This is a genomic window from Paenibacillus sp. RC67, assembly GCF_030020805.1.
Taxonomy (GTDB): Bacteria; Bacillota; Bacilli; order Paenibacillales; family NBRC-103111; genus Paenibacillus_S.
Genome location: NZ_CP125098.1, coordinates 6,016,088 through 6,039,295, shown reverse-complemented (window position 1 = coordinate 6,039,295; position 23,208 = coordinate 6,016,088). Strand labels below are relative to the sequence as shown.

The 23,208-nt window shown below is 45.3% G+C and carries 23 protein-coding genes; 17 read left to right on the top strand and 6 right to left on the bottom strand.

Translation table 11 applies throughout. The features are described 5' to 3' along the window. The first annotated feature begins 53 nt into the window (after positions 1–53). The 7 genes from QMA13_RS27490 (at position 54) to QMA13_RS27460 (ending at position 5,982) form a co-directional block, all read left to right on the top strand. Positions 54–629, top strand: coding sequence for a TetR/AcrR family transcriptional regulator (locus tag QMA13_RS27490; RefSeq protein WP_282936874.1), 576 nt, complete (start codon positions 54–56; stop codon positions 627–629). Positions 630–698: 69 nt separating this feature from the next. Beyond that, entirely contained in the window at positions 699–2,078 is a 1,380-nt protein-coding gene (locus QMA13_RS27485) for an MFS transporter (protein ID WP_282936873.1), read from the top strand. A gap of 118 nt (positions 2,079–2,196) precedes the next feature. After that, the gene (locus tag QMA13_RS27480; protein ID WP_282936872.1) at positions 2,197–2,583 is read left to right on the top strand and encodes a hypothetical protein; all 387 of its coding nucleotides are present in this window, start codon (positions 2,197–2,199) and stop codon (positions 2,581–2,583) included. Between the two features lie 364 nt (positions 2,584–2,947). After that, positions 2,948–3,190, top strand: a complete 243-nt coding sequence (locus QMA13_RS27475) for a hypothetical protein (RefSeq protein ID WP_282936871.1) — start codon at positions 2,948–2,950, stop codon at positions 3,188–3,190. After that, positions 3,190–3,567 carry a retropepsin-like aspartic protease gene (locus QMA13_RS27470; RefSeq protein ID WP_282936870.1) on the top strand — a complete coding sequence of 126 codons (378 nt, stop codon included), beginning with the start codon at positions 3,190–3,192 and terminating at the stop codon, positions 3,565–3,567. Before QMA13_RS27475 ends, QMA13_RS27470 begins: the two co-directional genes overlap by 1 nt. Before the next feature lie 278 nt (positions 3,568–3,845). Further along, complete coding sequence (locus tag QMA13_RS27465; RefSeq protein ID WP_282936869.1) at positions 3,846–4,661, top strand: VanW family protein; 816 nt, start codon at positions 3,846–3,848, stop codon at positions 4,659–4,661. 226 nt (positions 4,662–4,887) lie between these two features. Then, a complete protein-coding gene (locus QMA13_RS27460; protein WP_282936868.1) occupies positions 4,888–5,982 on the top strand; it encodes an alpha/beta hydrolase in 1,095 nt (364 codons plus the stop codon). 17 nt (positions 5,983–5,999) lie between these two features. On the opposite strand, the gene QMA13_RS27455 is transcribed toward QMA13_RS27460, so the two are convergent. Then, positions 6,000–7,193 (bottom strand): MFS transporter, encoded by a 1,194-nt coding sequence (locus QMA13_RS27455; protein ID WP_282936867.1) that lies wholly within the window; start codon positions 7,191–7,193, stop codon positions 6,000–6,002. 134 nt (positions 7,194–7,327) lie between these two features. Between QMA13_RS27455 and QMA13_RS27450 the strand changes: the two genes are divergently transcribed. After that, the gene (locus QMA13_RS27450) at positions 7,328–7,657 is read left to right on the top strand and encodes a winged helix-turn-helix transcriptional regulator (RefSeq protein ID WP_282936866.1); all 330 of its coding nucleotides are present in this window, start codon (positions 7,328–7,330) and stop codon (positions 7,655–7,657) included. A 41-nt stretch (positions 7,658–7,698) separates the two neighbouring features. Here the strand turns inward: QMA13_RS27450 and QMA13_RS27445 are convergent, their stop codons facing one another. Beyond that, positions 7,699–8,436, bottom strand: a complete 738-nt coding sequence (locus tag QMA13_RS27445; RefSeq protein ID WP_282936865.1) for a TetR/AcrR family transcriptional regulator C-terminal domain-containing protein — start codon at positions 8,434–8,436, stop codon at positions 7,699–7,701. A gap of 108 nt (positions 8,437–8,544) precedes the next feature. Here QMA13_RS27445 and QMA13_RS27440 point away from each other — a divergent pair, with 108 nt between their 5' ends. From QMA13_RS27440 to QMA13_RS27420, 5 genes are all read left to right on the top strand, one after another. Then, a complete protein-coding gene (locus tag QMA13_RS27440) occupies positions 8,545–9,219 on the top strand; it encodes a DUF6022 family protein (RefSeq protein WP_282936864.1) in 675 nt (224 codons plus the stop codon). A gap of 214 nt (positions 9,220–9,433) precedes the next feature. Next, entirely contained in the window at positions 9,434–11,299 is a 1,866-nt protein-coding gene (locus QMA13_RS27435; protein WP_282936863.1) for an assimilatory sulfite reductase (NADPH) flavoprotein subunit, read from the top strand. Between the two features lie 72 nt (positions 11,300–11,371). Next, the gene (gene cysI / locus QMA13_RS27430; protein ID WP_282936862.1) at positions 11,372–13,105 is read left to right on the top strand and encodes an assimilatory sulfite reductase (NADPH) hemoprotein subunit; all 1,734 of its coding nucleotides are present in this window, start codon (positions 11,372–11,374) and stop codon (positions 13,103–13,105) included. Positions 13,106–13,454: 349 nt separating this feature from the next. After that, a complete protein-coding gene (locus QMA13_RS27425) occupies positions 13,455–13,748 on the top strand; it encodes an ArsR/SmtB family transcription factor (RefSeq protein WP_282936861.1) in 294 nt (97 codons plus the stop codon). A 125-nt stretch (positions 13,749–13,873) separates the two neighbouring features. Beyond that, on the top strand, positions 13,874–14,881 hold the full coding sequence (locus tag QMA13_RS27420) for an NADP-dependent oxidoreductase (RefSeq protein WP_481858251.1): 1,008 nt from the start codon (positions 13,874–13,876) through the stop codon (positions 14,879–14,881). 94 nt (positions 14,882–14,975) lie between these two features. Here QMA13_RS27420 and QMA13_RS27415 read toward each other — a convergent pair whose 3' ends face one another. Continuing rightward, on the bottom strand, positions 14,976–15,875 hold the full coding sequence (locus QMA13_RS27415; protein WP_282936859.1) for a LysR family transcriptional regulator: 900 nt from the start codon (positions 15,873–15,875) through the stop codon (positions 14,976–14,978). 128 nt (positions 15,876–16,003) lie between these two features. Between QMA13_RS27415 and QMA13_RS27410 the strand changes: the two genes are divergently transcribed. Next, the gene (locus QMA13_RS27410; protein WP_282936858.1) at positions 16,004–16,672 is read left to right on the top strand and encodes an O-methyltransferase; all 669 of its coding nucleotides are present in this window, start codon (positions 16,004–16,006) and stop codon (positions 16,670–16,672) included. Between the two features lie 57 nt (positions 16,673–16,729). Beyond that, the gene (locus QMA13_RS27405) at positions 16,730–17,485 is read left to right on the top strand and encodes a MerR family transcriptional regulator (RefSeq protein WP_282936857.1); all 756 of its coding nucleotides are present in this window, start codon (positions 16,730–16,732) and stop codon (positions 17,483–17,485) included. Positions 17,486–17,535: 50 nt separating this feature from the next. Here QMA13_RS27405 and QMA13_RS27400 read toward each other — a convergent pair whose 3' ends face one another. Together QMA13_RS27400 and QMA13_RS27395 are read right to left on the bottom strand one after the other, a co-directional pair. Continuing rightward, positions 17,536–18,735 (bottom strand): MFS transporter, encoded by a 1,200-nt coding sequence (locus tag QMA13_RS27400; RefSeq protein WP_282936856.1) that lies wholly within the window; start codon positions 18,733–18,735, stop codon positions 17,536–17,538. A gap of 139 nt (positions 18,736–18,874) precedes the next feature. After that, positions 18,875–19,858 carry a helix-turn-helix transcriptional regulator gene (locus QMA13_RS27395; RefSeq protein WP_282936855.1) on the bottom strand — a complete coding sequence of 328 codons (984 nt, stop codon included), beginning with the start codon at positions 19,856–19,858 and terminating at the stop codon, positions 18,875–18,877. Positions 19,859–20,079: 221 nt separating this feature from the next. Here QMA13_RS27395 and QMA13_RS27390 point away from each other — a divergent pair, with 221 nt between their 5' ends. Together QMA13_RS27390 and QMA13_RS27385 are read left to right on the top strand one after the other, a co-directional pair. Further along, positions 20,080–20,679 (top strand): TetR/AcrR family transcriptional regulator, encoded by a 600-nt coding sequence (locus tag QMA13_RS27390; protein WP_282936854.1) that lies wholly within the window; start codon positions 20,080–20,082, stop codon positions 20,677–20,679. 152 nt (positions 20,680–20,831) lie between these two features. Beyond that, complete coding sequence (locus QMA13_RS27385; protein WP_282936853.1) at positions 20,832–22,025, top strand: MFS transporter; 1,194 nt, start codon at positions 20,832–20,834, stop codon at positions 22,023–22,025. Positions 22,026–22,238: 213 nt separating this feature from the next. Here QMA13_RS27385 and QMA13_RS27380 read toward each other — a convergent pair whose 3' ends face one another. After that, the gene (locus tag QMA13_RS27380) at positions 22,239–23,126 is read right to left on the bottom strand and encodes a LysR family transcriptional regulator (protein ID WP_282936852.1); all 888 of its coding nucleotides are present in this window, start codon (positions 23,124–23,126) and stop codon (positions 22,239–22,241) included. Between the last annotated feature and the right edge of the window lie 82 nt (positions 23,127–23,208).

Sequence of the window (23,208 nt, the reverse complement as noted above, 5' to 3'; positions counted from 1 at the left end):
TAAGTGATCACTTGCATATATAAAATAAGGAGGAGAGGTACATTAGTAAAGAGATGAGCAGCAGTGACAAATTGCTAACGGCAGTGATTGAGCTTGTTGCGGAAAAAGGCTACAATGGCGTCTCCACCAAAGAAATTGCAACCACAGCCGGCGTGAATGAAGTGACGCTGTTTCGACTTTTTGGCAGTAAGCAAAATCTTCTGGAGACAGCCTTTCACCGTTATCATTACAGTGAAGAAATGACGAAGCTGTTTCAAGAGAAGCTCGTGTGGGATTTGCATGCTGATCTGCTCCTGATTAGCCGCACCTATCATGAGGCGATGAACCGGAACCGCAAAATCATACAGATCGCCCTCAAAGAAGGGAGCGTTTTTTCGGAGTTTAGGGAGAAGGCAAACAAGCATCCTCAAAAACTAAAAGAACTGCTGGCGGCTTATTTACAGACCATGTTTGACAAAGGGAAATTGATTGAAGCGAATTGGGAATTGCAGGCTTTATCCTTTATGTGGATGAACTATGGTGCATTCATTAGCAATCTTCATTCGGATGGATCGAACTTTCCGTCTGCTCCCTTGAATGCATTCATAGAGGAAAGCGTACGTACTTTTGCTAGGGCATTAACTCCCTAGTATTATTTTTAGCCTATATGTAAGCAAGTGCTTGCATTCATTAACGATCACTGAGAGGAGAAATGAAAAATGGATTTGGACCTAAAGCGTCAAAAGGGAGAACAATTAATTCGAGTTCTAATGTTTACGGTTATGCTGTCATCGATGAGTGCTTTAATGTTTAATATTGTTTTGCCTGAAATGAGTTTGGAGTTTAATCTTTCGATTGCTCAAGTAAGCTGGATTTCATCCGCATATACTTTGATTTATGCCGTGGGGACCGTAACTTACGGGAAATTGGCCGACAAATATAAACTGAAGAATCTTATAACATTCGGGCTTGTGCTATTCGGAATCGGTTCTTTGATCGGTCTGACTTCTCAGAGTTTTGGGATGGCATTGGTAGGAAGATGCATTCAGTCCGCTGGTGCTGCGGCTATTCCCGCAACGGCCACGCTAATCCCTATAAGATATTTTACTCCGGAGCGACGAGGGCTGGCTTTGGGCATGACGGCTACAGGGTTAGCACTAGGAAGTGCCATAGGTCCGATCGTCTCCTCTATCATTGTAAGTTTTGCACATTGGAGATGGTTGTTTGCCGTTCCGCTGCTAATCTTGCTCACTCTTCCTTTGTACCGAAAGCACTTGGGAGATGAGCGGGGAACAGCAGGGAAATTCGATTGGATAGGCGGCTTCTCACTAGCGTTCACCGTGGCGTTACTGCTGATCAGTGTGACTATGGGAGGATGGTGGTTTGCTTTAGGCAGCTTGCTCGGTGCCCTATTGTTTATTGTACGAATTCGAACAGCAGCGGAACCGTTTGTTCAGCCAGCCTTGTTTCGCCATAAGCCGTATGCACTGGGAGTTGTGATGGCTTTTGTCATTAATGGAATCGGAATGTCCTTGTATTTTCTTAGTCCGCTGCTGCTGTCGCAAGTCCACCAGCTGTCACCTCATTGGATTGGCATGGCGATGGTTCCGGCTGCTATTGCATCGGCAATTTTGGGGCGCAAAGGGGGCAAGCTCGCAGATTCGCGAGGAAACGTATTTCTTTTCAATATGGCATCCGGCTTACTTATCGCTTGCTTTGCCTTGCTCGCCACCTTTTCTGGTGTCTCCCCATTAGGGGTATCGGTCATTTTAATTCTTGGAAACGTAGGACAGTCGTATATGATGATTACGATGTCCAATACCATGTCGAGAACACTGACTCCTAAGCAAATGGGGATTGGAATGGGAATGTTCTCAATGCTGAACTTTATTTCTCAAGCCATAGCGACAGGCGTATACAGCAGGATATTAGCGATACGCACTTCAGACTCATGGAATCCCTTTAATCTCAATTCAGAAGGCTCCATGTTCAGTAATATTTATCTGGTTCTCGCTGCTCTGCATGTCTTTATTCTGGTGGCTTACTATTTTCAATCGAGTGCGAGAAAATCCGGTGTTGAGATAAAAAGTCAAGCGTAATGGCGGGATTGCGCTCCTTATAAGGGTTCGCTAAGTCTTTTATAGACTTTGTGAGCCTCTTTTTTAATTTCTAACGCCTGTGAAGGAGTGCAAGAGATTTATGGGAAACTCAATATCAATGCCTAAAAATCTTAGACACTTAGTTGATTCGATAAAAATGTCAAATGGATTAACTTCTGTATTTATTGAAGTATTGGTAATTAGCGGCTCAATTCTTGCCGAAGCTGATCGAGAAAAAGAAATAGTAATATGGTTTGCTCAACAAGATCAATCAGTTGTAGGTAGTGGGACAGTCGGTTTTGATATTGACGATATACCGTGGACAATAGAAAATTTCGAAAGTGAGAAAGAGTTCATGATCAGAGCTATATCTAATGCAATAGCAGGGTTAGGTTGGGAACGATTAAGTTATGAACCACGTAAAGATTGGATTATTGAATGCTTAGAACAATTTAAGTTAATGATTAATGTTTTTGATGAAACTAATATTAATATAAATATATAAATAGTTACATAGAATGGTCTGAGATTGAAGAGGGTGATGATAATCCAACAATACCTTTCGGTTATCCAAAATGTCAGAAGCATAGCATTTACTTGTCATGTCATGGATGTATTCTTTGTAATAATGAAAGCTATTAAAAGATGCCTTTAAAGTAATTCAATGAGGATTTCGAGGAAGTTGGCTCAGGCAGACAACCTCTGCGAACCTAACCGCGTTGTGGCCGGTATGAAGCTGCCTTAAGGCTCTCGACTTAGTGAAATACAGCTCCCGAAGTGAAATTCCTATCTAACGCTTGTAAAACCGAAATTTAATAATATGGTATAATTTTAGTATTAATTTAAAGACGTTTGGAGGGATCAAACGCATGAAATGGCAAGAAGTGAGAAATATCTATCCTAATCAATTTGTGAAGTTCGAAATTATGGAATCAGAACTTCAGGAAGATCAAGAAATAGTCGAAGAGGTTGCAGTGATAGGCCCTATAAGGGATGAAGAAGCTACAAACGAATTGTTGAAAAGTAAGAATAACACAATTATTTATCATACATCTAAAGCTCAGGTTATCATTAAGATTCGTAACCGTAATGGACTAAGGAGAACTCATTAATGAAGTTTGAGTACCGTGACGGGTTATTATTTACATCAATTCAAATTAGCTATAAGGGAATGATGAAAACCATTGATAATATTGTAATTGATACTGGAGCAAGTCATACCTTACTATCGCAAGATGAAGTAGATGATATTGGGATTAGGGTGACAGCTGAAGATGAGATTGTAACGAGTTTTGGAATAGGAGGTAAAGAACACGCATTTATAAAGAAAATTGAATTGATTCAAGTAGGGGATTTTATTATGAAAGATGTTGCGATTGATTTTACTTCATTCCCTTATGAAGATATTAACGGATTACTTGGACTTGATATATTAATGAGTGCTAAATTCAATATTGACCTTAACAACCTAGAACTACGTCTGCAATAATATATTAATATTGCAGATTTTTTTTGTGTAAATTGGAGCAGAAAAAACTTTACATAACACAGCACAGCATTCCCACAGGGGGCGAAACAGTCCTCCGTCCGCGCCCTAGGCATTTCGGGGAAGTAGTATCAGGCAGACAACCTCGAGGCTAAGTTGCGGAGCCACCCGGTCGCTGCGCCACCTTAAGCCTCTCGGTTTCGTGAATATAAGAACGATATCCGCAAGAACCAAAATAAATTTTATATACTTAAAATTCTTAAGAATTGAGGATTCGCTCAATGAAGAAAAAATTATTGAGGTATTTTCCTTTTTTATACAAGTTGAGAGTACAGCAGCTTATATTGAAGAGACATCTTAGGAATCTAAATCCCAAAATAAAATATGCACAAAGTAGAAAGCCTGATGAGTTTGATTTTGTTTGTAAGAAGCACAAATCCGTTTTAAGAAGAGTCCTAGCTAATTCGGATCCAATATTACAAGAAAATAAAATAAAAAATCTAAAAATTGCTCTTGAACATATTGATGGGGTAGTTATAAATCCAGGAGAGACATTTTCTTTTTGGAAACTAATAGGTAAAACAACAAAAGGCAAGGGTTATATTGAAGGGTTAATGCTATCAAATGGAGAAGTTCGAACTGGTACGGGAGGTGGACTATGCCAATTAGCCAATATGCTATTTTGGCTGGCTCTTCATACACCACTTGAGATCAAGGAACGTCATCATCATAGTTTTGATATATTTCCTGATGATAGAAGAGTTATTCCTTTTGGAACAGGAACAAGTGTTTTTTATAATTATGTAGATTTGCAATTTTATAACCCAACAAACTTTAGTTTTCAATTTAATATATTTTTATCTGATGAATTTTTGGAAGGAACGATAATTTGTAACGAAGAATTGGAATTCAATTACAAAGTGGAAGAAAGAAATCATCAGTTTTATCAAAATGAGAATAGGTGGTACAGGGGAAATGAAATATGGAGGATGGAAATAAGCAAGTATGATAACAAACTTGTTAATGAGGAATTAGTAATGAAGAATAATTCGGAAGTTAAATACATGAAATCAAACGAATTAACTGAATCTGTGTAAGAAATTTAATCATGTTGGTTCCGTTGGGCCATTATCTAACACCGTATTCACGCTGCAGGGCATACGTTCCTTGGTCTGCCGAAGGCGTTACGGAGAAGTGGAATTAGGCAGACAACCCTGAAATGTCTATGTCCGTCGGACCCGGGGGGTACCCCTTAAGCCAATGAGGGTTCTTGAATCGCTACAACCAGGCAACTTCAATTAATACCGACATCGTAATCAGCTGATGCTTTGCTGCAGAAGGTTTAAGTTGATACCAAGAACTAGGAGACGTCGATTGAAACGACAAATTACAAAATTATGGAAGATCAGTATAACACTCCTTGTCCTTCTATTAGTGGCCGGAATGATATTCCCCACTTGGACACCTTCAATTAAAGGTGAACAAAGTATCAGCCTATTGGAGCAAGTCCAAATCAATGGCACCGGGCATGAAGTGATGATTAGGGGAAAGGATCGGCGTAATCCGATTATTATATTCGTGCATGGCGGTCCGGGCTGTTCGGAGATTCCATATGTGAGGCAGTACCAGCAATTGCTTGAGGAACATTTCACGATTATTCATTATGATCAACGGGGTAGCGGTAAATCGTATCATTTTTTTGAAGACTACTCGAATGTAACGACAGACCTGCTCGTGGCAGACTTGTTGGCTTTGACCGATTATGCTGCCAAGAAATTTGGACAAAAGAAAGTACTGCTGATCGGTCATTCGTTTGGAACCTACATTGGAATGAAGGCTGCGGCTCAAGCGCCTGAGCGGTTTACAGCTTATATTGGAATCGGACAGGTTTCCGATCAAGTACGGAGCGAGCTGGATGGTTGGGAATACACCATGGAGCAGGCCAAGTTGGCCGGCAGCGTAAATGATGTGAAACGGTTAGAGCAGCTGCATGCCTCGATAGCCAGAGGGGAGCAGTTAACTCCCCGTGACTTGGTTCGTAAATATGGTGGCGCCGCAAGGCTGATTGACGATAATATGGATTACTATAAAGGATTCCTACTGCACCCCGAGTATAATTTGCTGGATGTCGTTCGCTTTCTGAGAGGTGTTTCTGTTTCACAAAAACCACTGTTGGCAGAGGAAGCAGAGAACCCTATTGATCAAATCGTCAAAAGACTGGAAATTCCCTGCTATTTTGTTATGGGCAAATACGATTATATGACCTCAGCCAAAGTGGCACAACAATATTTGAACACGCTGGACGCTCCAAAGAAAGATTTTGTGCTTTTCGAAAAATCCGCTCATTATCCTCAATTTGAAGAGAAAGAGCAGTTCGCCGAATGGTTGAATCAAGCATGGAGCGAGCTTGCAATGTAACAATCGACTTTGTGTTGTTAAGAAGATGATTTAAGAGATCGACTCCAAAGGGTCACGATGAGTCCAATCAGCGTTACTACAGCGGCGACCCATGGTAGAGCTTGAAGCCCCAATGGGCTGTCGAGTACCATTCCGCCAAGCCAGGCACCCACTGCACCTCCCAAATTAAAAGCTCCAATGTTAAGTGTAGAAGCAAGGTTGGGAGCTGACTTTGCTTTTTCCAATACGCGCATCTGAAAGCCTGGGACTGTAGCAAACGCAGCGATACCCCAGACGAAAATCGTTATGGCTGCAGCTAACTTGTTATGAACGGTAAAGGTGAAGAGGCCATATATCATCAGGAGAATAACAAGGATTCCAACTAAGGAAGGCAGCAGCTTCCAGTCGGAGAGCTTGCCTCCAACAATATTGCCAATGGTTAAGCCTGCTCCGAATAGCAGAAGCAAGAGGGTTACCGAGTCTTGATGGAAGCCTGTGATATCGGTTAACATGGGTGAAATATAGGTGAAGATGACAAATACACCGCCAAAGCCGAAAACGGTCATTAACAAGGTAAGCAGTACTTGCGGCTGGCGGAGTACACTGATTTCCTTGCGGAAGCTGGGGATTTCATGGTTAGGCAGCTTGGGGACATAGACAGCTAATGCAATTAGTGAAATAGCTCCCAAAGAGGCTACGACCCAAAAGGCAGAGCGCCACCCATAATCATGACCGATGAAAGTGCCTAAGGGAACACCCAAAATATTAGCCAGTGTTACACCTATGAACATCATGGCTATTGCGCTGGCCTGTCTGTCCGGACTCACCAATCTAGCGGCGACGACGGATCCGACTCCGAACAGGGTGCCGTGCGTGAAGGATGAAAGAATGCGAGCGATAAGCAGCGTACTATAATTGGATGCATTCGCGCTAAGCACATTGGCAACAACGAATAATGACATTAGCAGGATGAGCAATATTTTTCTTGGCATGCGCACGGTAAGCACAGTGAGAAGCGGCCCGCCGATAGCAACGCCAAGCGCATATACGGACACCAGCATGCCGGCTTTACTGATGGAAACCCCGAGATCTGCCGCTACATCGGGAAGAATGCCCATTATGACGAATTCCGTTGTGCCAATGGCAAACGCACTGACCATAAGAATATATATGGCAATGGGAAACCTGGCCTTGGATTGCTCCTGATTGAATGTAATAGACTGGGCTTTCATGGTGCTTTCCCCTCTCTTCTCTCTTTGATTTTCTTGATGTAGTCGATTATGCTGGAGAGATAGAATCTTGAGAAGTACGCACTTTATTTCGCTTTAGTATCATTAAAGTAAGTTTTGTGAAGGGAGTAAGAGATTTGAGACCTACAGATTCTGATTATGCCGCTAATGTAACCTTGGGAATCATTGAAGGGAAATGGAAGCTGCTTCTTATATGCCATTTGCGAAATGGGAAGAAGCGGTTCAGTGAATTTACTCAATTGATTCCAGGCTTAACACAAAAAGTATTGACTTATCAGCTGCGGGAATTGGAATCTCATGGCTTGGTCAAACGTGAGATTTACCCGGAAATCCCCCCGAAAGTGGAATATTCCCTTACTGCTTATGGGGAAAGCTTGATTCCTCTATTGGATTTAATGAATCAATGGGGAGAAGAGCATAAGGTTCGTTTCGAACAAATTTGTTAAGGCAAAAGATATCTTCATAAAAAAATCCATAACCAGTTTGGTTACGGATTTTTTTCTTTACCTGTTTTTTCATGTGTCCTCTGAGCCTCAAATCCATCCAACAGAACATTAACTCCAAATGTAAATTCATTATCCCAATCGACAGCTGTGGTGTATGCCGCAAATCGGCCCAGATAGGGATAGAACTCTGGGGAGAGAGCTTGAAACTTCTCTGTGTAATTTTTCCCCATTTGATCTACATCCACATGCTCTATCTTCGCACGAGCGGCTAACCGGTTCTCTTCATCTATGAAACCGTAAATGTAACTTTTAAGCATAGAGGCAAGCCAAGGAATTTGTGATTCCTTGAACCCCGACTCGGCTAAGATTCGGAACAAAAATTCGATGTGCGATAGCCGGTTCGGACTAGCCGCGATCGTTGCACTCATGATTTGCACGGAGTCTTGATACAGATGCAGGACTCGGCGAAAATGAAGTGACCATTGCCGAAGCTGCTCCCGCCAATCCAATTGTTCGTCAGGAAATTCGACTTCTGAACTTATCTGTTCTGCCAATAAGTGAAGCAACTGCTCTTTATCCTTCACGTGATAGTAGAGTGATGCGGCTTTCACGCCAAGCGAATCCGCAATTTTGCGCATGCTGATCTGTTCCAAGCCTTCCTCTTGCAGCATACTCAAGACCGTACGGACGATCCGGGCACGGTCTAAAGGTGTATGAATATGTTCCATGTTTCCTGTTTGAATTTCCGTTTGAGACGGATAGGTTCTTCTTCGTGCCATTATTGCCCTCCAATGAATTATTGACAATTATACCATATAGTATTAATCTAACGGTGTTAAAATATAATCTAACGATGTTAGAATGACTCTTGAGGGAGATGATAGAATATGGAAAAAGCTTTAATACACGCGATAGTTCGAAATGTCGAAAATACATTTTCAAATTCGTGGAGAAAGGTCTATGAGGACAAGAAGGAGCAGTTGACGCAAATGTTCGAGGAGTATGGAGACCGTGCCTATGGCGTCTGTATTCAAGAGTTCATGATTCCGGTCTTGGAGCAGTTGAGAGCGGATGGATACAGCGCTAAAGCAGGGTTCAATCGCAAAGATTCCGTGGAAAACTGGGGGCCACCTGAAGAGAGGGAACGATGTGTCTGGTATGTCCTATATGACGATAACGGTACTTCAGTCGGTACGATGGTGCTGCAGGTATATCATTCGCATAGAACGTTCCATTTCCCGCGGGCACCGCGGCTATTTCCACTGGAGGTTACTGAAAGAGAACCCATTATTGAGACACTTTCCAAAGCGACTACTAGAGTAAGATGGGATCTTAAGGTGGAACGGCTGACTCCACCTTTTGAGCTGCAGGCCGGCGGGGAGATGTGGGAATATGCAACGGATGTGGCACTCGGGGATTGCTTGCAAGGTGGTGAAATGGAACACAGCGGATGGACATTGGATGAAGCCTTATCCCACTGGGGGCGCTACGGCTGGGAGCTAGTTTCCGTAATGCCTGCGGACGGACGAATCGTCGCCTTTTTCAAACGCAGGCGGCAATGATTGAAGATGCAGCATAGTGTTCACTGAGGTATCTCTTAGAGGATTGATTTCATTTATAAGAAAAATTGAAATCATTCCACAAAAACTTTTATAGACAAAAATCGACTAATCGCATTGACCCTGTAGATAGACTGCTGTAGCATAAGAGCAGAAGGAAAAACAGAGTAACCAACTTGGAATAATATTAATATGAAACGATGCGAGGTGGATGTTGTTGCAACTCAAAGTAACGAACAGTCCTTTTACGGAAGAGCAGGCCGAGCTGATCAATCGACTTTTGCCAACCTTGACTGAGGCACAGATCCAATGGTTGGGAGGATATTTAGCCTTTTATCGTCCTGGAAGCCAAGCTGCTCAAGTTGAAGCTCCAGTGCGTGCCAACGATACGATTGGGTCCACCCCACAGGTGCTGACCTTGGTTCCTGAGATTCAGACGCCCTGTGAGGCGACTATTCTTTACGGTTCTCAAACTGGTAACGCCCAGCGCTTGGCGGGCAGATTATCGGATAAGCTGAAGGAGCAGGGCTTTGCAGTGACTCTCTCAGCTATGAATCAATACAAAACGAACAATTTGAAAAAAGCCAGCTATTTGTTCGTACTTGCCAGTACTCATGGAGAAGGCGATCCGCCGGATAATGCCTTGACCTTCTATGAGTTTTTGTTCAGTAAAAGAGCGCCAAAGCTGGAGGGCGTTAAGTACTCCGTTCTTGCCCTTGGTGACACGTCCTATGAGTTTTTCTGCAAAACGGGACAAGATTTTGACAATCGGTTAGAGGAGCTCGGAGCTCAGCGTATAGCTGCTCGTATCGATTGCGATGTGGATTTCGAGGAGTCAGCAGCCTCTTGGATAGCGAGTGTTACCGACGCGGTAAGTGCATCTGCTCAAGCAGCGCCTGCTTCCTCCGGTTCAGTTGCAGTCCTCACAGCTTCCGCTTCGAGCGAAGATCAGTCGGAATATTCCCGTTCTAATCCGTTTCATGCTGAGGTACTTGATAATCTTAATTTGAACGGACGCGGTTCGGATCGTGAGACTCGCCATTTGGAGCTTTCGCTTGATGGTTCCGGGCTTACCTATGAACCAGGCGATTGTGTTGGCGTCTATCCGCAGAACGATCCATCCCTTGTGAATGCTATCGTGGACGCGATGAAGTGGAATCCGGAAGCGCTCGTTGCTGTAGGGAAAGCGGGCGAGACATCCTCTTTGAGGGATGCGCTGCTTCATCACTACGAGATTACCGTCCTGACTAAGCCGCTCATGGAGAAAGCAGTGGCATTTTCAGGTAACAGTAAACTGGCGGAGCTGGTAAAGCCAGATCATAAGCAGGATCTGAAGGAATACATGAGCGGAAGAGATTTGCTGGACCTGTTGAGTGATTTTGCTCCATGGACTTTAACTCCGGGAGATATCCCAGCATTGGCCCGCAAGCTGCCGCCTCGTCTTTACTCAATTGCAAGCAGCTACAACGCGCACCCGGATGAAGTTCATTTAACGATCAGAAAAGTACAGTATGAGGCTCATGGCAGGGAGCGCGGCGGTGTTTGCTCCGTACATGCTTCAGAACGTCTTCAACCGGGCGATACGCTTCCGATTTTTATACAGAAAAATCCGAACTTTAAACCACCTGTTAATCCGGATACTCCGGTTATTATGGTCGGACCTGGTACCGGCGTCGCGCCGTTCCGAGCTTTCCTGGAGGAGCGAGAAGAGCTTGGTGTAAACGGCAGATCGTGGCTGTTCTATGGAGACCGGCATTTTGTAACTGACTTCCTGTATCAGACTGATTGGCAGCGGATGTTGAAAGCTGGAGCATTGACGAATCTGGACGTGGCATTCTCCCGTGATACCGAGGACAAAGTATACGTTCAGCACAGAATGCTGGAGAATGCTTCCGAGCTGTATCAATGGCTGCAGGAAGGCGCTCATGTCTATGTATGCGGTGATGAGAAGCATATGGCCCATGATGTGCATAAGGCGCTGCTTACTATTATCGAGCAGCAAGGAGCCAAGAGTCCTGAAGAGGCTGCGGCTTATGTAGCCGAGCTGCAGGAGCAAGGCCGTTATCAACGCGATGTGTATTAAGTCGTTTAATGTTATAGATGATCGAATAGAAAGAATGGATGCACTGGGTGCATAGTAAAGGAGCTGACAGCAATGGCAGAAAAACTTAAAGTGGAGCCGATCGGCGGACCTCCAAGCGATGTGGAATTGCTGAAGGAAGAAAGTAATTACTTGCGCGGATCGTTAGTCAAGTCCCTCTCCAACCGGATTACAGGCGGATTGCCTGAACTGGATAACCGACTGCTCAAATTCCATGGCAGCTATATGCAGGATGACCGTGATTTGCGCAATGAGCGTGAGAAACAGAAGCTTGAGCCATCCTTTCAGTTCATGCTTCGCGTCGTGACACCTGGTGGTGTATCTACCCCGGAACAATGGCTCGTCATGGACGAATTGGCTGAGAAATACGGAAGCGGAAGCATCCGTGTTACAACCCGTCAAGCGTTTCAGCTGCACGGGGTACTTAAATGGAATTTGAAGCAAACGATCCGAGATATTAACGACGCGCTGCTGACAACATTGGCTGCATGTGGTGATGTTAGCCGTAACGTCATGTGTAACCCGAACCCTTATCAATCCGAGGTGCACAGTGAGGTTTACCGTTGGTCCCAGCAGTTAACGACTCACCTGGCTCCTCGTACACCAGCGTATCATGAGATTTGGCTGGATGGAGAGAAGGTCGTCGACAGTCTTGAACAAAACGGTGAGCAAACGGAAGTTGAGCCGATCTATGGTCCTGTTTATTTGCCGCGGAAGTTCAAAATCGGTATAGCCGTTCCTCCTTCTAATGATGTGGATGTGTATTCACAGGATCTCGGCTTTATTGCTATTGTAGAAAACGGCAAACTCATTGGCTTTAACGTAAGTGTCGGCGGCGGCATGGGCATGACGCATGGCGATACCCAAACATATCCTCAGCTGGCAAGAGTCATCGGCTTCTGTACGCCGGATCGTATCCTTGATGTTGCGGAGAAGACGGTAACGATTCAGCGCGATTACGGCAATCGATCTGTTCGTAAGTATGCGCGCTTCAAGTACACGATCGATCGTCACGGTCTGGAATGGTTTGTGGATGAATTGCACGATCGTTTGGGCTGGAAGCTGGAGCCTGCGCGCGAGTTCCAATTCGAGCATACGGGCGACCGTTATGGTTGGGTAAAGGGCAAAGATGGCAAATGGAACTTAACGCTGTATGTTCAGAGCGGACGAATTGTAGATTCCGAGAACTACAAGCTCAAAACGGCTTTGCGTGAAATTGCCAAAATTCATACGGGAGACTTCCGTCTTACCGCTAACCAGAACTTGATGATAGCGAACATCGCAAGCCAGAAGAAAGCGAAGATCGTCGCGCTGCTTAAAGAGTACGGCATCATTGAAGGTGAGGAGCTGTCTGCCCTTCGCCGAAGCGCACTTTCTTGTGTTGCTCTGCCGACTTGCGGACTGGCGATGGCAGAGGCAGAACGCTATTTGCCAACGTTGGTTGAGAGGCTGGAGCCTATCCTGGAGGAAGTTGGCCTACGCGATGAAGAAATCAACATTCGAATGACAGGCTGCCCGAATGGCTGTGCGCGCCCTGCTCTGGGTGAGATTGCATTCATCGGGAAATCCCCGGGCAAGTACAATATGTACATGGGCGCAGGCTTCTCCGGAGACCGTTTAAGCAAGCTGTATCGTGAGAACATCGGAGAAGAGGAAATTATCGACGTGCTGAAGCCGATGATTCAGCATTTCGCATCCGATCGCAATCAGGGTGAGCATTTTGGAGACTTCGTCATTCGTACCGGTTATGTGAAAGCCGTAACATCCGGTCTGGATTTCCACAGCTAAACCGCTATTATTCTTATACAAGAACAAGCGCTGATTTTTTCAGCGCTTGTTTGCTTGTTGAGAAACCTGTTTCTTCGAGAATTTTACTATATAGGTAGGTGGGGGATGCCTCGGAGGAGTGATAGCATCCGCCTTTGTTCTTGGGAAATCCCCGCTAAAAAGCGAAAAAAAATTAAAAATTTCCCAAGAACAACAGCGGCCGGAGGGGCATACCCCATCGGAGTATTATTAGCAATATTTCAAGTTTTATGGGTTTCTCATCAATCCGAAGCGCTGACTTAAATCAGCGTTTCTTTGCTTCCAGACCAATCCGGTTGACAAGAGGCTTGCTCCTCTTTAAGATTGTTTTATGATGATCGAACAAATACAAGCTGATGATGAGAAGCGGGCACGGATTTTCAAAGCCCTGGCGGAGAAGAAGCGCATTGAAATTGTCCGTTATCTTCATGCGGAGCCGACGCGGAACAGCTGCGGAGAAATCGGTAAAGCGATGGGAATGGACAAATCGAATGTCACTTATCATTTGAAAATTATGAATGAGGCGGAATTGATCCGTGTCGTCCGTGACGGACAAAATAAAAAAATTTCTTTAATCGAGGATATGTTTCAGACGTATTTACCCGGTTTCTTGGGGAGCCTATAGGTGCCAAGAAGCTTTCTTTTTAGTGATATAGTTTGAAAGTTTTAAAACTATATAATTCGTGTCTCGATTCGCTCATTGGATGGTCCGATGATTATTATTTCCAAGGAAGAGAGTGATTTATGATGATGAATCAAATGATTTTACTTAAAAACCGTCCGCACGGTTGGCCAGATAAGGACACATTTGAAGTGAAAGATGCACCTGTTGGTAAGCCGGAAGAAGGGCAGGTCGTCGTGCGTTCGATTTACTTGTCGGTTGACCCATATATGCGGGGAAGAATGAACGATACCAAGTCCTATGTGCCACCCTATAAACTCGGAGAAGCTATAAGCGGAGGTGTTGTGGGGGAAGTCGTCGAATCCCGTTCGGAGCTGTTCCGCGTTGGGGATAAGGTGCTCGGCATGCTTGGATGGCAGCTATACAACGTTGTGGATGCGAAGACGCTGCGCAAAATTGATGGTGAGTCAGCACCATTATCCGCTTATCTGAGCGTAATCGGTTTGACAGGCTTAACAGCCTACTTTGGCCTCATGGATATCGGACGTCCAAAAGCCGGGGAAACGGTTGTTGTATCCGGGGCGGCTGGGGCAGTCGGAATGATCGTAGGCCAGATCGCCAAAATTCATGGCGCGAGAGTCGTCGGGATTGCAGGTTCAGATGATAAGACACAGTTCCTGACGAAGGAGCTGGGCTTTGATGCCGCTGTGAATTACAAAACGGCTGACCTAAAGCTAGCACTTGAGCAGGCCTGCCCGCAGGGGGTCGACGTTTATTTCGATAATGTCGGTGGAGACATATCGGATGCCGTTATGAGCTTGCTGAACGATCATGCGAGAATTCCACTTTGCGGAGCTATCTCGTCCTATAACATGGAGGAAGGCAGTGATGTTGGCCCACGGATCTTGACCAAGCTGATTAAGACTCGGTCCATGATAAAAGGCTTTGTGCTTGGAGATTACGCTGACCGTTTGCAAGAAGGTATGGAGCACCTGAAGCAATGGCTGTCTGAAGGCAAGTTAAAATATGAGGAAACGGTTATGGAAGGGTTCGACCGAGTTCCTGAAGCTTTCGTAGAGCTATTTAAAGGCAAAAATATAGGAAAAATGCTGGTCAAGGTAAGTCCAACGGAATAATTCGCTTTCTGCTTCAATTCATAGCAATGCCCGAATTCTTTGGTGAACAAAGGTTCGGGCATTTTTATATTGGAGCTAAATGAGAAGTGCTTCATCATGATTTTCTATACGGATTTTGGCGAATCATTTGAATGAAATGAGCTGCGGCAACCGACAGAGGCTCATTTTTACGAGTACAGACAGCAATGGTATTTTGCAGGTGGATTCCTTCCACATAGACCCGACACAGCTCGCCGCGCTCTACATATTTTTGCACTACGAGGGAAGATACGAAGTTAGCGCCGTACCCCGCAATGACCGCAGTAATAGCTTCATGCAACCCATTGAACTGTAAATGGATCCTTGGAGCCGAAGTGCTGTAGGTCCGGCATAGGGCCAACAACCGTTCTCGTGTCGAGCTTCCCTCTTCCCGCATGACAAAAGGCTCCTTCATCATATCGGTTAAAGAAACGTGCTGGTTCGCGTACCGGTGGCTGGGCGCAACGACAAACCATAGCTCATCATGAAACAGCTCCTCTGTCTGAACTGTATCCGGATACTCTTCCGGCAAGCCTCCATAAATCGCTAAATCAGCCTCTACATTCAAAAGCTGCTTTAAGGCATCACTTGAATTGGTTGTCGTTATGGTCATTTCCACTTGTTCATATTGCTGCTTAAATTTCGCGATCCAGGTAGGCAGCAGAACATGAGCAGGAAGGTACGTCGCGGCGATTCGAATATGTCCGTTAGTGCCGTTATGGTAATCGTGGGCGAATTGTTCAATCTGCTGTTCCACTGCAAAAAGTCTTTTTGCGAGCTGCTCCATTTTTTCGCCGGCATCGGTTAAGGTGATCCCTCTGCCTTGAGGCTTGAAAAGAGAGAAGGACAATTCCTTCTCGAATTTTTTTATTTGGGCTGTAATGGCGGGTTGGCTGATGTTGAGTATTTCGGAGGCGCGTGTCACACTTCGTGTAGAGGCAATTACATGAAATAATCGCAATGCGTGCAGATTCATGGAGAAGGGCTCCTTCTATTTATATATTAAATATATAGTTACATATAAAACATATATTTTTAATATGATTATAATTCATCTACAATAAAAACAGAAGGGCAGATTGAAAATAAGGAGCCGTGATCCGTATGAACCCATCGAACACCTGGAACCAAGTTGACCAGTATATGCAGGAGCAATTGATCCCTAATGATCCAGTTTTGGAAGAAGCATTAGCCAACAATCAAAAGGCAGGGCTACCTGCATACGACGTATCGCCCTCCCAAGGGAAATTGTTGAATCTGTTCATTCAGATGCGAGGCGCACAGCGAATTTTGGAAATCGGTACATTGGGCGGATACAGTACCATTTGGATGGCGAGAGCATTACCGTCAGACGGACATTTAGTCACTATCGAAGTAGATCCGCATCATGCGGAAGTCGCTAGAACCAATCTAGCGCTTGCTCAGATTGACCATAAGGTAGAGCTGAGGGTAGGAGACGCTTTGGAACAATTATCCCGAATGGATGAAGAACATACAGCGCCATTTGATCTCATATTTATTGATGCCGATAAGCCGAACAATCCACATTATTTAAAATGGGCGCTTCGCTTCTCACGTCCTGGAACGATCATTATTGGAGATAATGTCGTGCGTGATGGAGAAGTTATTAATGAAAATAGCGCTGATCCCCGTGTAATCGGAGTAAGAAAGTTTTTTGAACTGCTGTCAGAGGAGCCGCGAATTACGGCCACAGCCATTCAGACTGTAAGCAGTAAAGGGTATGACGGATTCGTTATTGGGATTGTTAGTTAAGTGTTGACTCTCCTCTTAGGGGAGGCTTTAGACTGAATTCAGAAGGAGGTGAAACCAATGCTTTACACCGTCAAAGAGGTATCGACCTTGTCCAAAGTCACGATCAAAACGCTGCATCATTACCACAGGATCGGTCTCCTTTTGCCTAGTGAAATTAGTGAAGCGGGCTACAGGTTGTATGGGATGGGAGAGCTCGAGCGGCTTCAGCACATTTTGTTTTATAGGGAGCTGGAATTTCCTCTGGAGAGCATCAAAGAACTTCTGGAGGGGGAGACGGAGAGGGCAGCGATTTTGGCCCAACAGGAAGAACTTCTTCTGGCCCGAAGGCAGCGGCTTGAAACCATTCTTCTAACGTTAAGGAACACTATAGCAAGCAATATGAAGGGAGAAAAGATGAACAGTCAAGATTTATTCAAAGGCTTTGAAAGTGAGGATGCTTGGAAAGAGGCGATGAGCGAGCAAAATCAACACCTGAAGCAAACCTACAATGTGGATCTTCTTGAGGATGCTCCAGTGGACGTTCAAAAGATGAATGAGCAGGCGGCAGAAGCCGCAGCATTCATGAATGAGGTGGCTCAAGCCTTGAGAGATGGCTTGAAGCATAGCGATGAGAAAATGAAGCAGCTGCTGCAGGATCACCTGGCGTTTATGAACGAGCATGGTCATCAGATATCCTACGCAGACTTTGCCGCACAAACCCGGTTCTTTCTCCAGGACGATTTCCATCTTCGCATGCTGGAGGGACAGCAAATAGGATTGGCGTATTATCTCGCAGCAGCGGCAGAGTCGCTGGCAGCAGACGATAAGCAATAAGACATTCTGAACACCCCAATTCTTCAATTGGGGTGTTTTTTGCATATAACTTATGCAGCGAGCTTCTGTTCAGCTCTCCCTGCATACAGCGTCATTCCAAGTCCCACTGCATATATAGCAGCACCGAATCCATAAGCGGCACTGTAGTTTCCTGCGAGGTCGACTATCCAGCCGGAGAGTCCCGGACCTAGCATTTGGCCGATGGCGTAGAAGACAGAAATAAATCCGATGGCAGTAGCAACGACACGCGGCGTTACCTGCTGCGCTGCTTTAAGCTGTATCAGCGTTATCAGTCCGCCGATGCTGGAGCCCCAGAGCATAGATGAGATTATGAATCCCGGCACGCTCGGCGATACAATAGGAACTAGATCTCCTGCAACCGCGCATCCCCAAGCAAGCACGAACATGCGTGGCACCCCGAATCTGTCAGATAAGGTGCCCCAAACAGGGCCTCCGACAATGCTGAATATGCCTGCTACCGAGTAGACGAGTCCTGCTGTCCGGTCGGATAATCCTTGGACCAGCATGAAGCCGGTCTGGTACAAATTCGGAATAAGATAGGCGAGCCCGATCAAAAAGTAGAGCCAGGCGACCTTCATGAGCCCTTTGTTTTTAAGCCAAGCCGGTTTGTCCTTGTCGCTGCTGCCACTGGTGCGTGATTGAGGATTTCTTAAGATGATAAGTGCGGTTAGAATCACTACAAGTGATAGTACTCCGAAGCACAGCCAGACCGCACGCCATTTCCAGTCGGCAAACTGACCGATCAGGAAGGGAACCAGGATGCCGCTTAGCAGCATGCCGATTCCTGCACCGCTGAGCAGGATGCCGAGTACGGTTCCTTTTCGCTCGGGGAAGCTGCCCAGCATTATGGACATAAGAGGCGTGAAAACCAGCGCGCTCCCAGCACCGGAGAGAAACATAAAGGGCGCTAACGACACAAAGGAGGAGGCCCATGTGAGGCCGAACATACTTACGATAACCGAACTTCCGCCGATAAGCAGGACGGATTTTCCGCCCCAACGTACAGCCAGCAAGCCCGACAAGCCGACAGTAACCAAATACCCCAGGAACATAATTGTACCGAGCATTCCTCCCTGAGACACAGACAAACCAAGATCCTTCTCCATATAAGGCAGGATGAGGCCGTACGCCATTCGGGCAAATCCGGTTGTCGTGACAATAAGCAACATGCCGATGAGAACAAAAGGCAAGAAGCGGGGTGAAGAGGTATTTTGAAGAGGTTGGTTCATAGGTCCAGCTCCGTTCTATTTGAAAGTAATATGCACTGAAGTCATAGTACTCTGGACATCCTTTCTACCTCTACCCCTAGACGGAGTTCGACTGCTGTTTGCGGGAATAAATGGATTCATCCATCATTTCATTGTCTATTCATGATAGGATACCGGAACGTTGACGCAATAAGGCTCCGGGATTGACTCCGTACTGCTTACGGAACGCTTCTGCAAAATGACTTGGATTGGAGTAGCCGATGGCGAAGGCTGCTTCACTCACATTGAGTCGTCCCTCTTGAAGGAGCAGCCACGCCCGTTCCAGCCGCTTCTCACGCAAATAGCCAAAGACGGTATTGCCGTACATTTCCTTGAATCCGACCTTTAGCTTAAAATCATTCAATCCGACAAGCCTTGAGAGCTGGAGAAGTGAAGGGGGCTCTTCCATTCGCTCAGTGATGATAGTGCGGGCCATCTCGATTCGAGCTTGCTCATCCTTGGTGAGCATCGGTGAGCTTTCCTTCACATCCAGCAGGAAGGAACGAAAGGCAAGCAGCAGCAGTTCCAGCATGCGGCATTCCAGCTCAATCCGGTGAACCTCTCCTGTCTGTAATCCGTCGATGAGCCGCTGCAATATAATGGCAGCCCCGGGATCGACTTTTTCCTGGAATATTCGATACGTCTTGGACCCGAGCAGTTTGTTGAAGTCTATCGTCCTGCCTCCAGCTGTATCGGTCAAGAAATGGTGAAATGCGGCCACGGACATTCCTATACCTAGCATTTTAACAGGCAGCCCGGCATCGAACTCCAGTTGGGCCGATTCCGCATTAATGAGCTGCAAGCTCCATTGACCTGGCATGATCTGCTGCCTTGGATTGGACAAGCTTGTTGTTCTTGAACCTTGTAGACAATAACCTAGCTCCACCATCGGCTTGAGCGACTTCAGTTCTACTGTTTTTCCCTCTGTTAGATGGAAATCGGATAGAACGAGCTCCATATCCGGTCTCGGCTGAAGCCGTTGGAGCATGCCTGCTCCTGCCGAGGGCTGCAGTTGTATCCTCTGAGAAGAGGCTTCATGCTGCGTGTGCGGCTCCAACTGGGTGAAGAAATGGTTGAAATTATAATGAATAGCAGCGGCATGCATGCAATCTCACCTCCGACATATGCATAGTCATATTAAATGATAATCATTCTCATTATACATAGCTGCTGTACTTCTATCATTAATTATTTGGGGTGGAAAAAATGATTAAGAGCTGAATACTTGCATGTTTCGCTCATTATCTGTTAGAATACTGAATAAACGTTCAGTATTATTTGTCGTGATGGACCAAATGATTATCCATGAAATTGGAGTGGAAGAGTATGAACAAGAAACAGTTGCAGAGCGAATTAACCAAAAAACGAATAGCAGATGCCGCGAGGGTATTGTTTATACAAAAGGGTTATAAGGCGACCTCCATTGAAGATATCGTTGAGGTGACTGGGAGCAGTAAAGGGAATATTTATTATCATTTTAAAAGCAAGGAAGGCTTGTTCCTGTATTTGGTAGAGGAATGGGACCATGATTGGGAGCAGCAATGGCTTGAAAAAGAGTCCAAATATCATACCACAATAGATAAATTATACGGAATTGCAGAGCAGATGGTGCTTGATGATTTGAATCATCCTCTGACCAAAGCGGCAGATGAATTTTTCAATAATGAAGAGAAGACCAGTGACGTAGAGGAACGGCTTGCGGAGATGGTCGTAAGACACTTGAAATTCTACGAGAAATTCATTCGTGAAGGTATGGAGAAAGGGGAATTCAAGCAAGATAATGTTGAAAGTCTTGCTGTTATCTTGGAGGGATTGTTTTTCGGACTGAGTCAGATGTCACGCAAATTGAGTATGAAAGAAGCGCTCGAACTGTATCAGTTAGCAGTAAAAGTATTCCTGTCAGGCATCGCCACACGACCAAGCTGATTCATGCTCGATAGCTATTTCAAGTCATCTTGATGCTTTACAGAAGCCTAACCGCATAAAAGGTATTTTAGGAGAAGTCCTCTTTTTTGGAATAATACAAAACGAACGTTCAGTATAATTATATAAGCATAAATATTTGGAGGCACATTATTATGGCATTACTTTTTAGAAATAGGGGCGCAGTTCTTCTCTTGATGGTCAACATTTTTCTGGTTTTTACAGGCATCGGACTTGTTATCCCAATTATGCCCACTTATATGGCGGAGCTTCATATTAACGGCAGCGTTGTCGGTTTGTTAGTTGCTGCTTTTTCATTAACTCAGCTATTATTTTCACCCATAGCGGGTCGTTTATCCGACTCACTCGGAAGAAAAAAGATTATTGTTGCCGGAATGATTATTTTCGCCCTCTCGGAGTGGATGTTCGGGGTCGTGAGTTCACCGCTGTTTCTCTTTGTTTCCAGAATGTTGGGAGGAATTGGGGCGGCTCTCATCATGCCGGCCATTATGGCGTACACCGCCGATGTCACTACGATGAAAGAAAGAGCTAGGGGAATGGGATTTATCAATGCCGCCATTACGACAGGGTTTATTATCGGCCCGGGTATCGGAGGCTTTCTTGCGGCGTATGGCACGCGAGTACCTTTCTACGCAGCGGCCGTAGCGGGAGTCATTGCCGCTGTTATTACGATTATTTTACTTCCTGAATCATTAGCGGCGGAGAAGAGGACAGCTTCAAGCTCCGAACCAGAGATCAAACAAAGTCTATTGTCGCAGCTGAAAAATTCATTCCGCGAGCCTTACTTTTTGAGCTTGATTATCGTCTTTGTGATGTCCTTCGGACTGGCTAATTATGAGACCATATTTGGATTGTTTGTCGATCATAAATTCGGATTTACTCCAAAAGATATAGCATTTATCATTACATTCGGCTCCATTGCAGGAGCTGTAGTGCAGCTCACTATTTTTGGCTGGATTCTTAACCGCTTTGGAGAGAAACGAGTCATCTCTGTCTGTTTGGTCATAGCTGGGGTATTTGTTTTATTGACGCTCTTCGTAAGCCGTTATTGGATGATCCTTCTGGTGACATTTATAGTGTTCTTGGCGACGGATATTTTGCGGCCGGCTGTCAGCACACAGATGTCCAAGATGGCTCAAGATCAGCAAGGATATGTAGCGGGTCTGAATTCAGCATACACCAGCTTGGGAAATATTGTAGGTCCTGTCGTGGCCGGATTTCTGTTTGATATAAACATTCAATACCCGTACGTATCGGCGGCCCTTGTATTGCTGGTGTGTTTTGTCCTATCCTTGGTAGCTAGAGGTAAAAAACGGGCTTTTGCCTAAGGGCGAACTTCACGATAAAAAATACGGGTGCTTCGTTCCTTCGTGTCACCCCTCAACTACCTGGAAAGATTCTTGCAGAAACAGTTTCTACTTGGTATGAGCGCCCTACGATAACGTAGCGGCGCTTTTTTGTGCTGTTTGAGAATTATGCTCAGCAGATTTCTGTGTATAGCAAGGGGCTTCCCAAAAAAGAATAGGAATGGCATCAGCGCTTCACGTTACTTTTGGGCGCCTTGTTAGCTCCTCCTTCAAACATTGCAGAAATAAGCTGCCCGTGGATGAATGATATTCTTTCTTATGATTTTGCAAAATCCCGACCTGGATTAAAGGGTCCTTCATGCTCACCTGTAGGGGTACGACATCAGGCGGCAGCCGAAGGGAGGAGAGGACGGCTCCGACTGACGGGATTTGTTGTACAAAGGAAGGGATGGCGGATAGTTGGCTCACGGAGTACAGGAACGGCGTACCGGAATAACCGGCGAATTCTTTTAATAAACGCATATGATACAAGCAAGTTTTGCCCCCGACAATGAGTGGGTACTCATACAGCTGTTCCATGGATATGGCAGACTTGCCCGCAAAGACGTGGTGCTTGGAAACAATGAATTGAATTTTCTCGTTATATAAGGGTTCGAAATGAAGCGAAGGCATGTCATGCGGCTCCCCGGTAATGGCGAAATCCAAAGTGCTTTGCAATAATGCATGGGCAAGCGTGTCCGTATTTCCAACCACAAAATGACATTCGATATTAGGCTTCAAGCTGCGAAAATACTCAAGAACAGCCGGAAGCAGCTCAGCCGTCATCGTTTCTAATACGCCGATGTTCAGCGTTCCGATTTCTTCTTTTTGCAGTGATTTGGCTTGCTCCAATACATAATTCCAATGCTGAATCAGCTTATCGACTTCTTCCGCGTACACTTTGCCCGAAGGCGTTAACTCTGCGTCCCATCCTCGTTTGAACAGCTTGATCCCAAGCTCTTTCTCTAGTCTCTGCACCTGATTGGTCACAGTAGACTGCGCGTAATTTAATTTGGCGGCTGCTTTGGAAAAGGTACCTTCTTGAATGATGGTACGAAAAGTCGTTAGCTCTTTTAAATCCATGCCGGTCATCTCCATCTAATAAAATGAATAATTTTATGATTTAATTCAATTATACAGATGAAGATTGGAGGTGTACAATTTA

Excerpts from the sequence above, each read along its gene's own strand:
- QMA13_RS27490 (WP_282936874.1), top strand. The coding sequence starts at position 54 with ATGAGCAGCAGTGACAAATTGCTAACGGCAGTGATTGAGCTTGTTGCG.
- QMA13_RS27485 (WP_282936873.1), top strand. The coding sequence starts at position 699 with ATGGATTTGGACCTAAAGCGTCAAAAGGGAGAACAATTAATTCGAGTT.
- QMA13_RS27480 (WP_282936872.1), top strand. The coding sequence starts at position 2,197 with ATGCCTAAAAATCTTAGACACTTAGTTGATTCGATAAAAATGTCAAAT.
- QMA13_RS27475 (WP_282936871.1), top strand. The coding sequence starts at position 2,948 with ATGAAATGGCAAGAAGTGAGAAATATCTATCCTAATCAATTTGTGAAG.
- QMA13_RS27470 (WP_282936870.1), top strand. The coding sequence starts at position 3,190 with ATGAAGTTTGAGTACCGTGACGGGTTATTATTTACATCAATTCAAATT.
- QMA13_RS27465 (WP_282936869.1), top strand. The coding sequence starts at position 3,846 with ATGAAGAAAAAATTATTGAGGTATTTTCCTTTTTTATACAAGTTGAGA.
- QMA13_RS27460 (WP_282936868.1), top strand. The coding sequence starts at position 4,888 with ATGCTTTGCTGCAGAAGGTTTAAGTTGATACCAAGAACTAGGAGACGT.
- QMA13_RS27455 (WP_282936867.1), bottom strand. The coding sequence starts at position 7,193 with ATGAAAGCCCAGTCTATTACATTCAATCAGGAGCAATCCAAGGCCAGG.
- QMA13_RS27445 (WP_282936865.1), bottom strand. The coding sequence starts at position 8,436 with ATGGCACGAAGAAGAACCTATCCGTCTCAAACGGAAATTCAAACAGGA.
- QMA13_RS27440 (WP_282936864.1), top strand. The coding sequence starts at position 8,545 with ATGGAAAAAGCTTTAATACACGCGATAGTTCGAAATGTCGAAAATACA.
- cysI (WP_282936862.1), top strand. The coding sequence starts at position 11,372 with ATGGCAGAAAAACTTAAAGTGGAGCCGATCGGCGGACCTCCAAGCGAT.
- QMA13_RS27425 (WP_282936861.1), top strand. The coding sequence starts at position 13,455 with ATGATGATCGAACAAATACAAGCTGATGATGAGAAGCGGGCACGGATT.
- QMA13_RS27420 (WP_481858251.1), top strand. The coding sequence starts at position 13,874 with ATGAATCAAATGATTTTACTTAAAAACCGTCCGCACGGTTGGCCAGAT.
- QMA13_RS27415 (WP_282936859.1), bottom strand. The coding sequence starts at position 15,875 with ATGAATCTGCACGCATTGCGATTATTTCATGTAATTGCCTCTACACGA.
- QMA13_RS27410 (WP_282936858.1), top strand. The coding sequence starts at position 16,004 with ATGAACCCATCGAACACCTGGAACCAAGTTGACCAGTATATGCAGGAG.
- QMA13_RS27405 (WP_282936857.1), top strand. The coding sequence starts at position 16,730 with ATGCTTTACACCGTCAAAGAGGTATCGACCTTGTCCAAAGTCACGATC.
- QMA13_RS27400 (WP_282936856.1), bottom strand. The coding sequence starts at position 18,735 with ATGAACCAACCTCTTCAAAATACCTCTTCACCCCGCTTCTTGCCTTTT.
- QMA13_RS27395 (WP_282936855.1), bottom strand. The coding sequence starts at position 19,858 with ATGCATGCCGCTGCTATTCATTATAATTTCAACCATTTCTTCACCCAG.
- QMA13_RS27390 (WP_282936854.1), top strand. The coding sequence starts at position 20,080 with ATGAACAAGAAACAGTTGCAGAGCGAATTAACCAAAAAACGAATAGCA.
- QMA13_RS27385 (WP_282936853.1), top strand. The coding sequence starts at position 20,832 with ATGGCATTACTTTTTAGAAATAGGGGCGCAGTTCTTCTCTTGATGGTC.
- QMA13_RS27380 (WP_282936852.1), bottom strand. The coding sequence starts at position 23,126 with ATGGATTTAAAAGAGCTAACGACTTTTCGTACCATCATTCAAGAAGGT.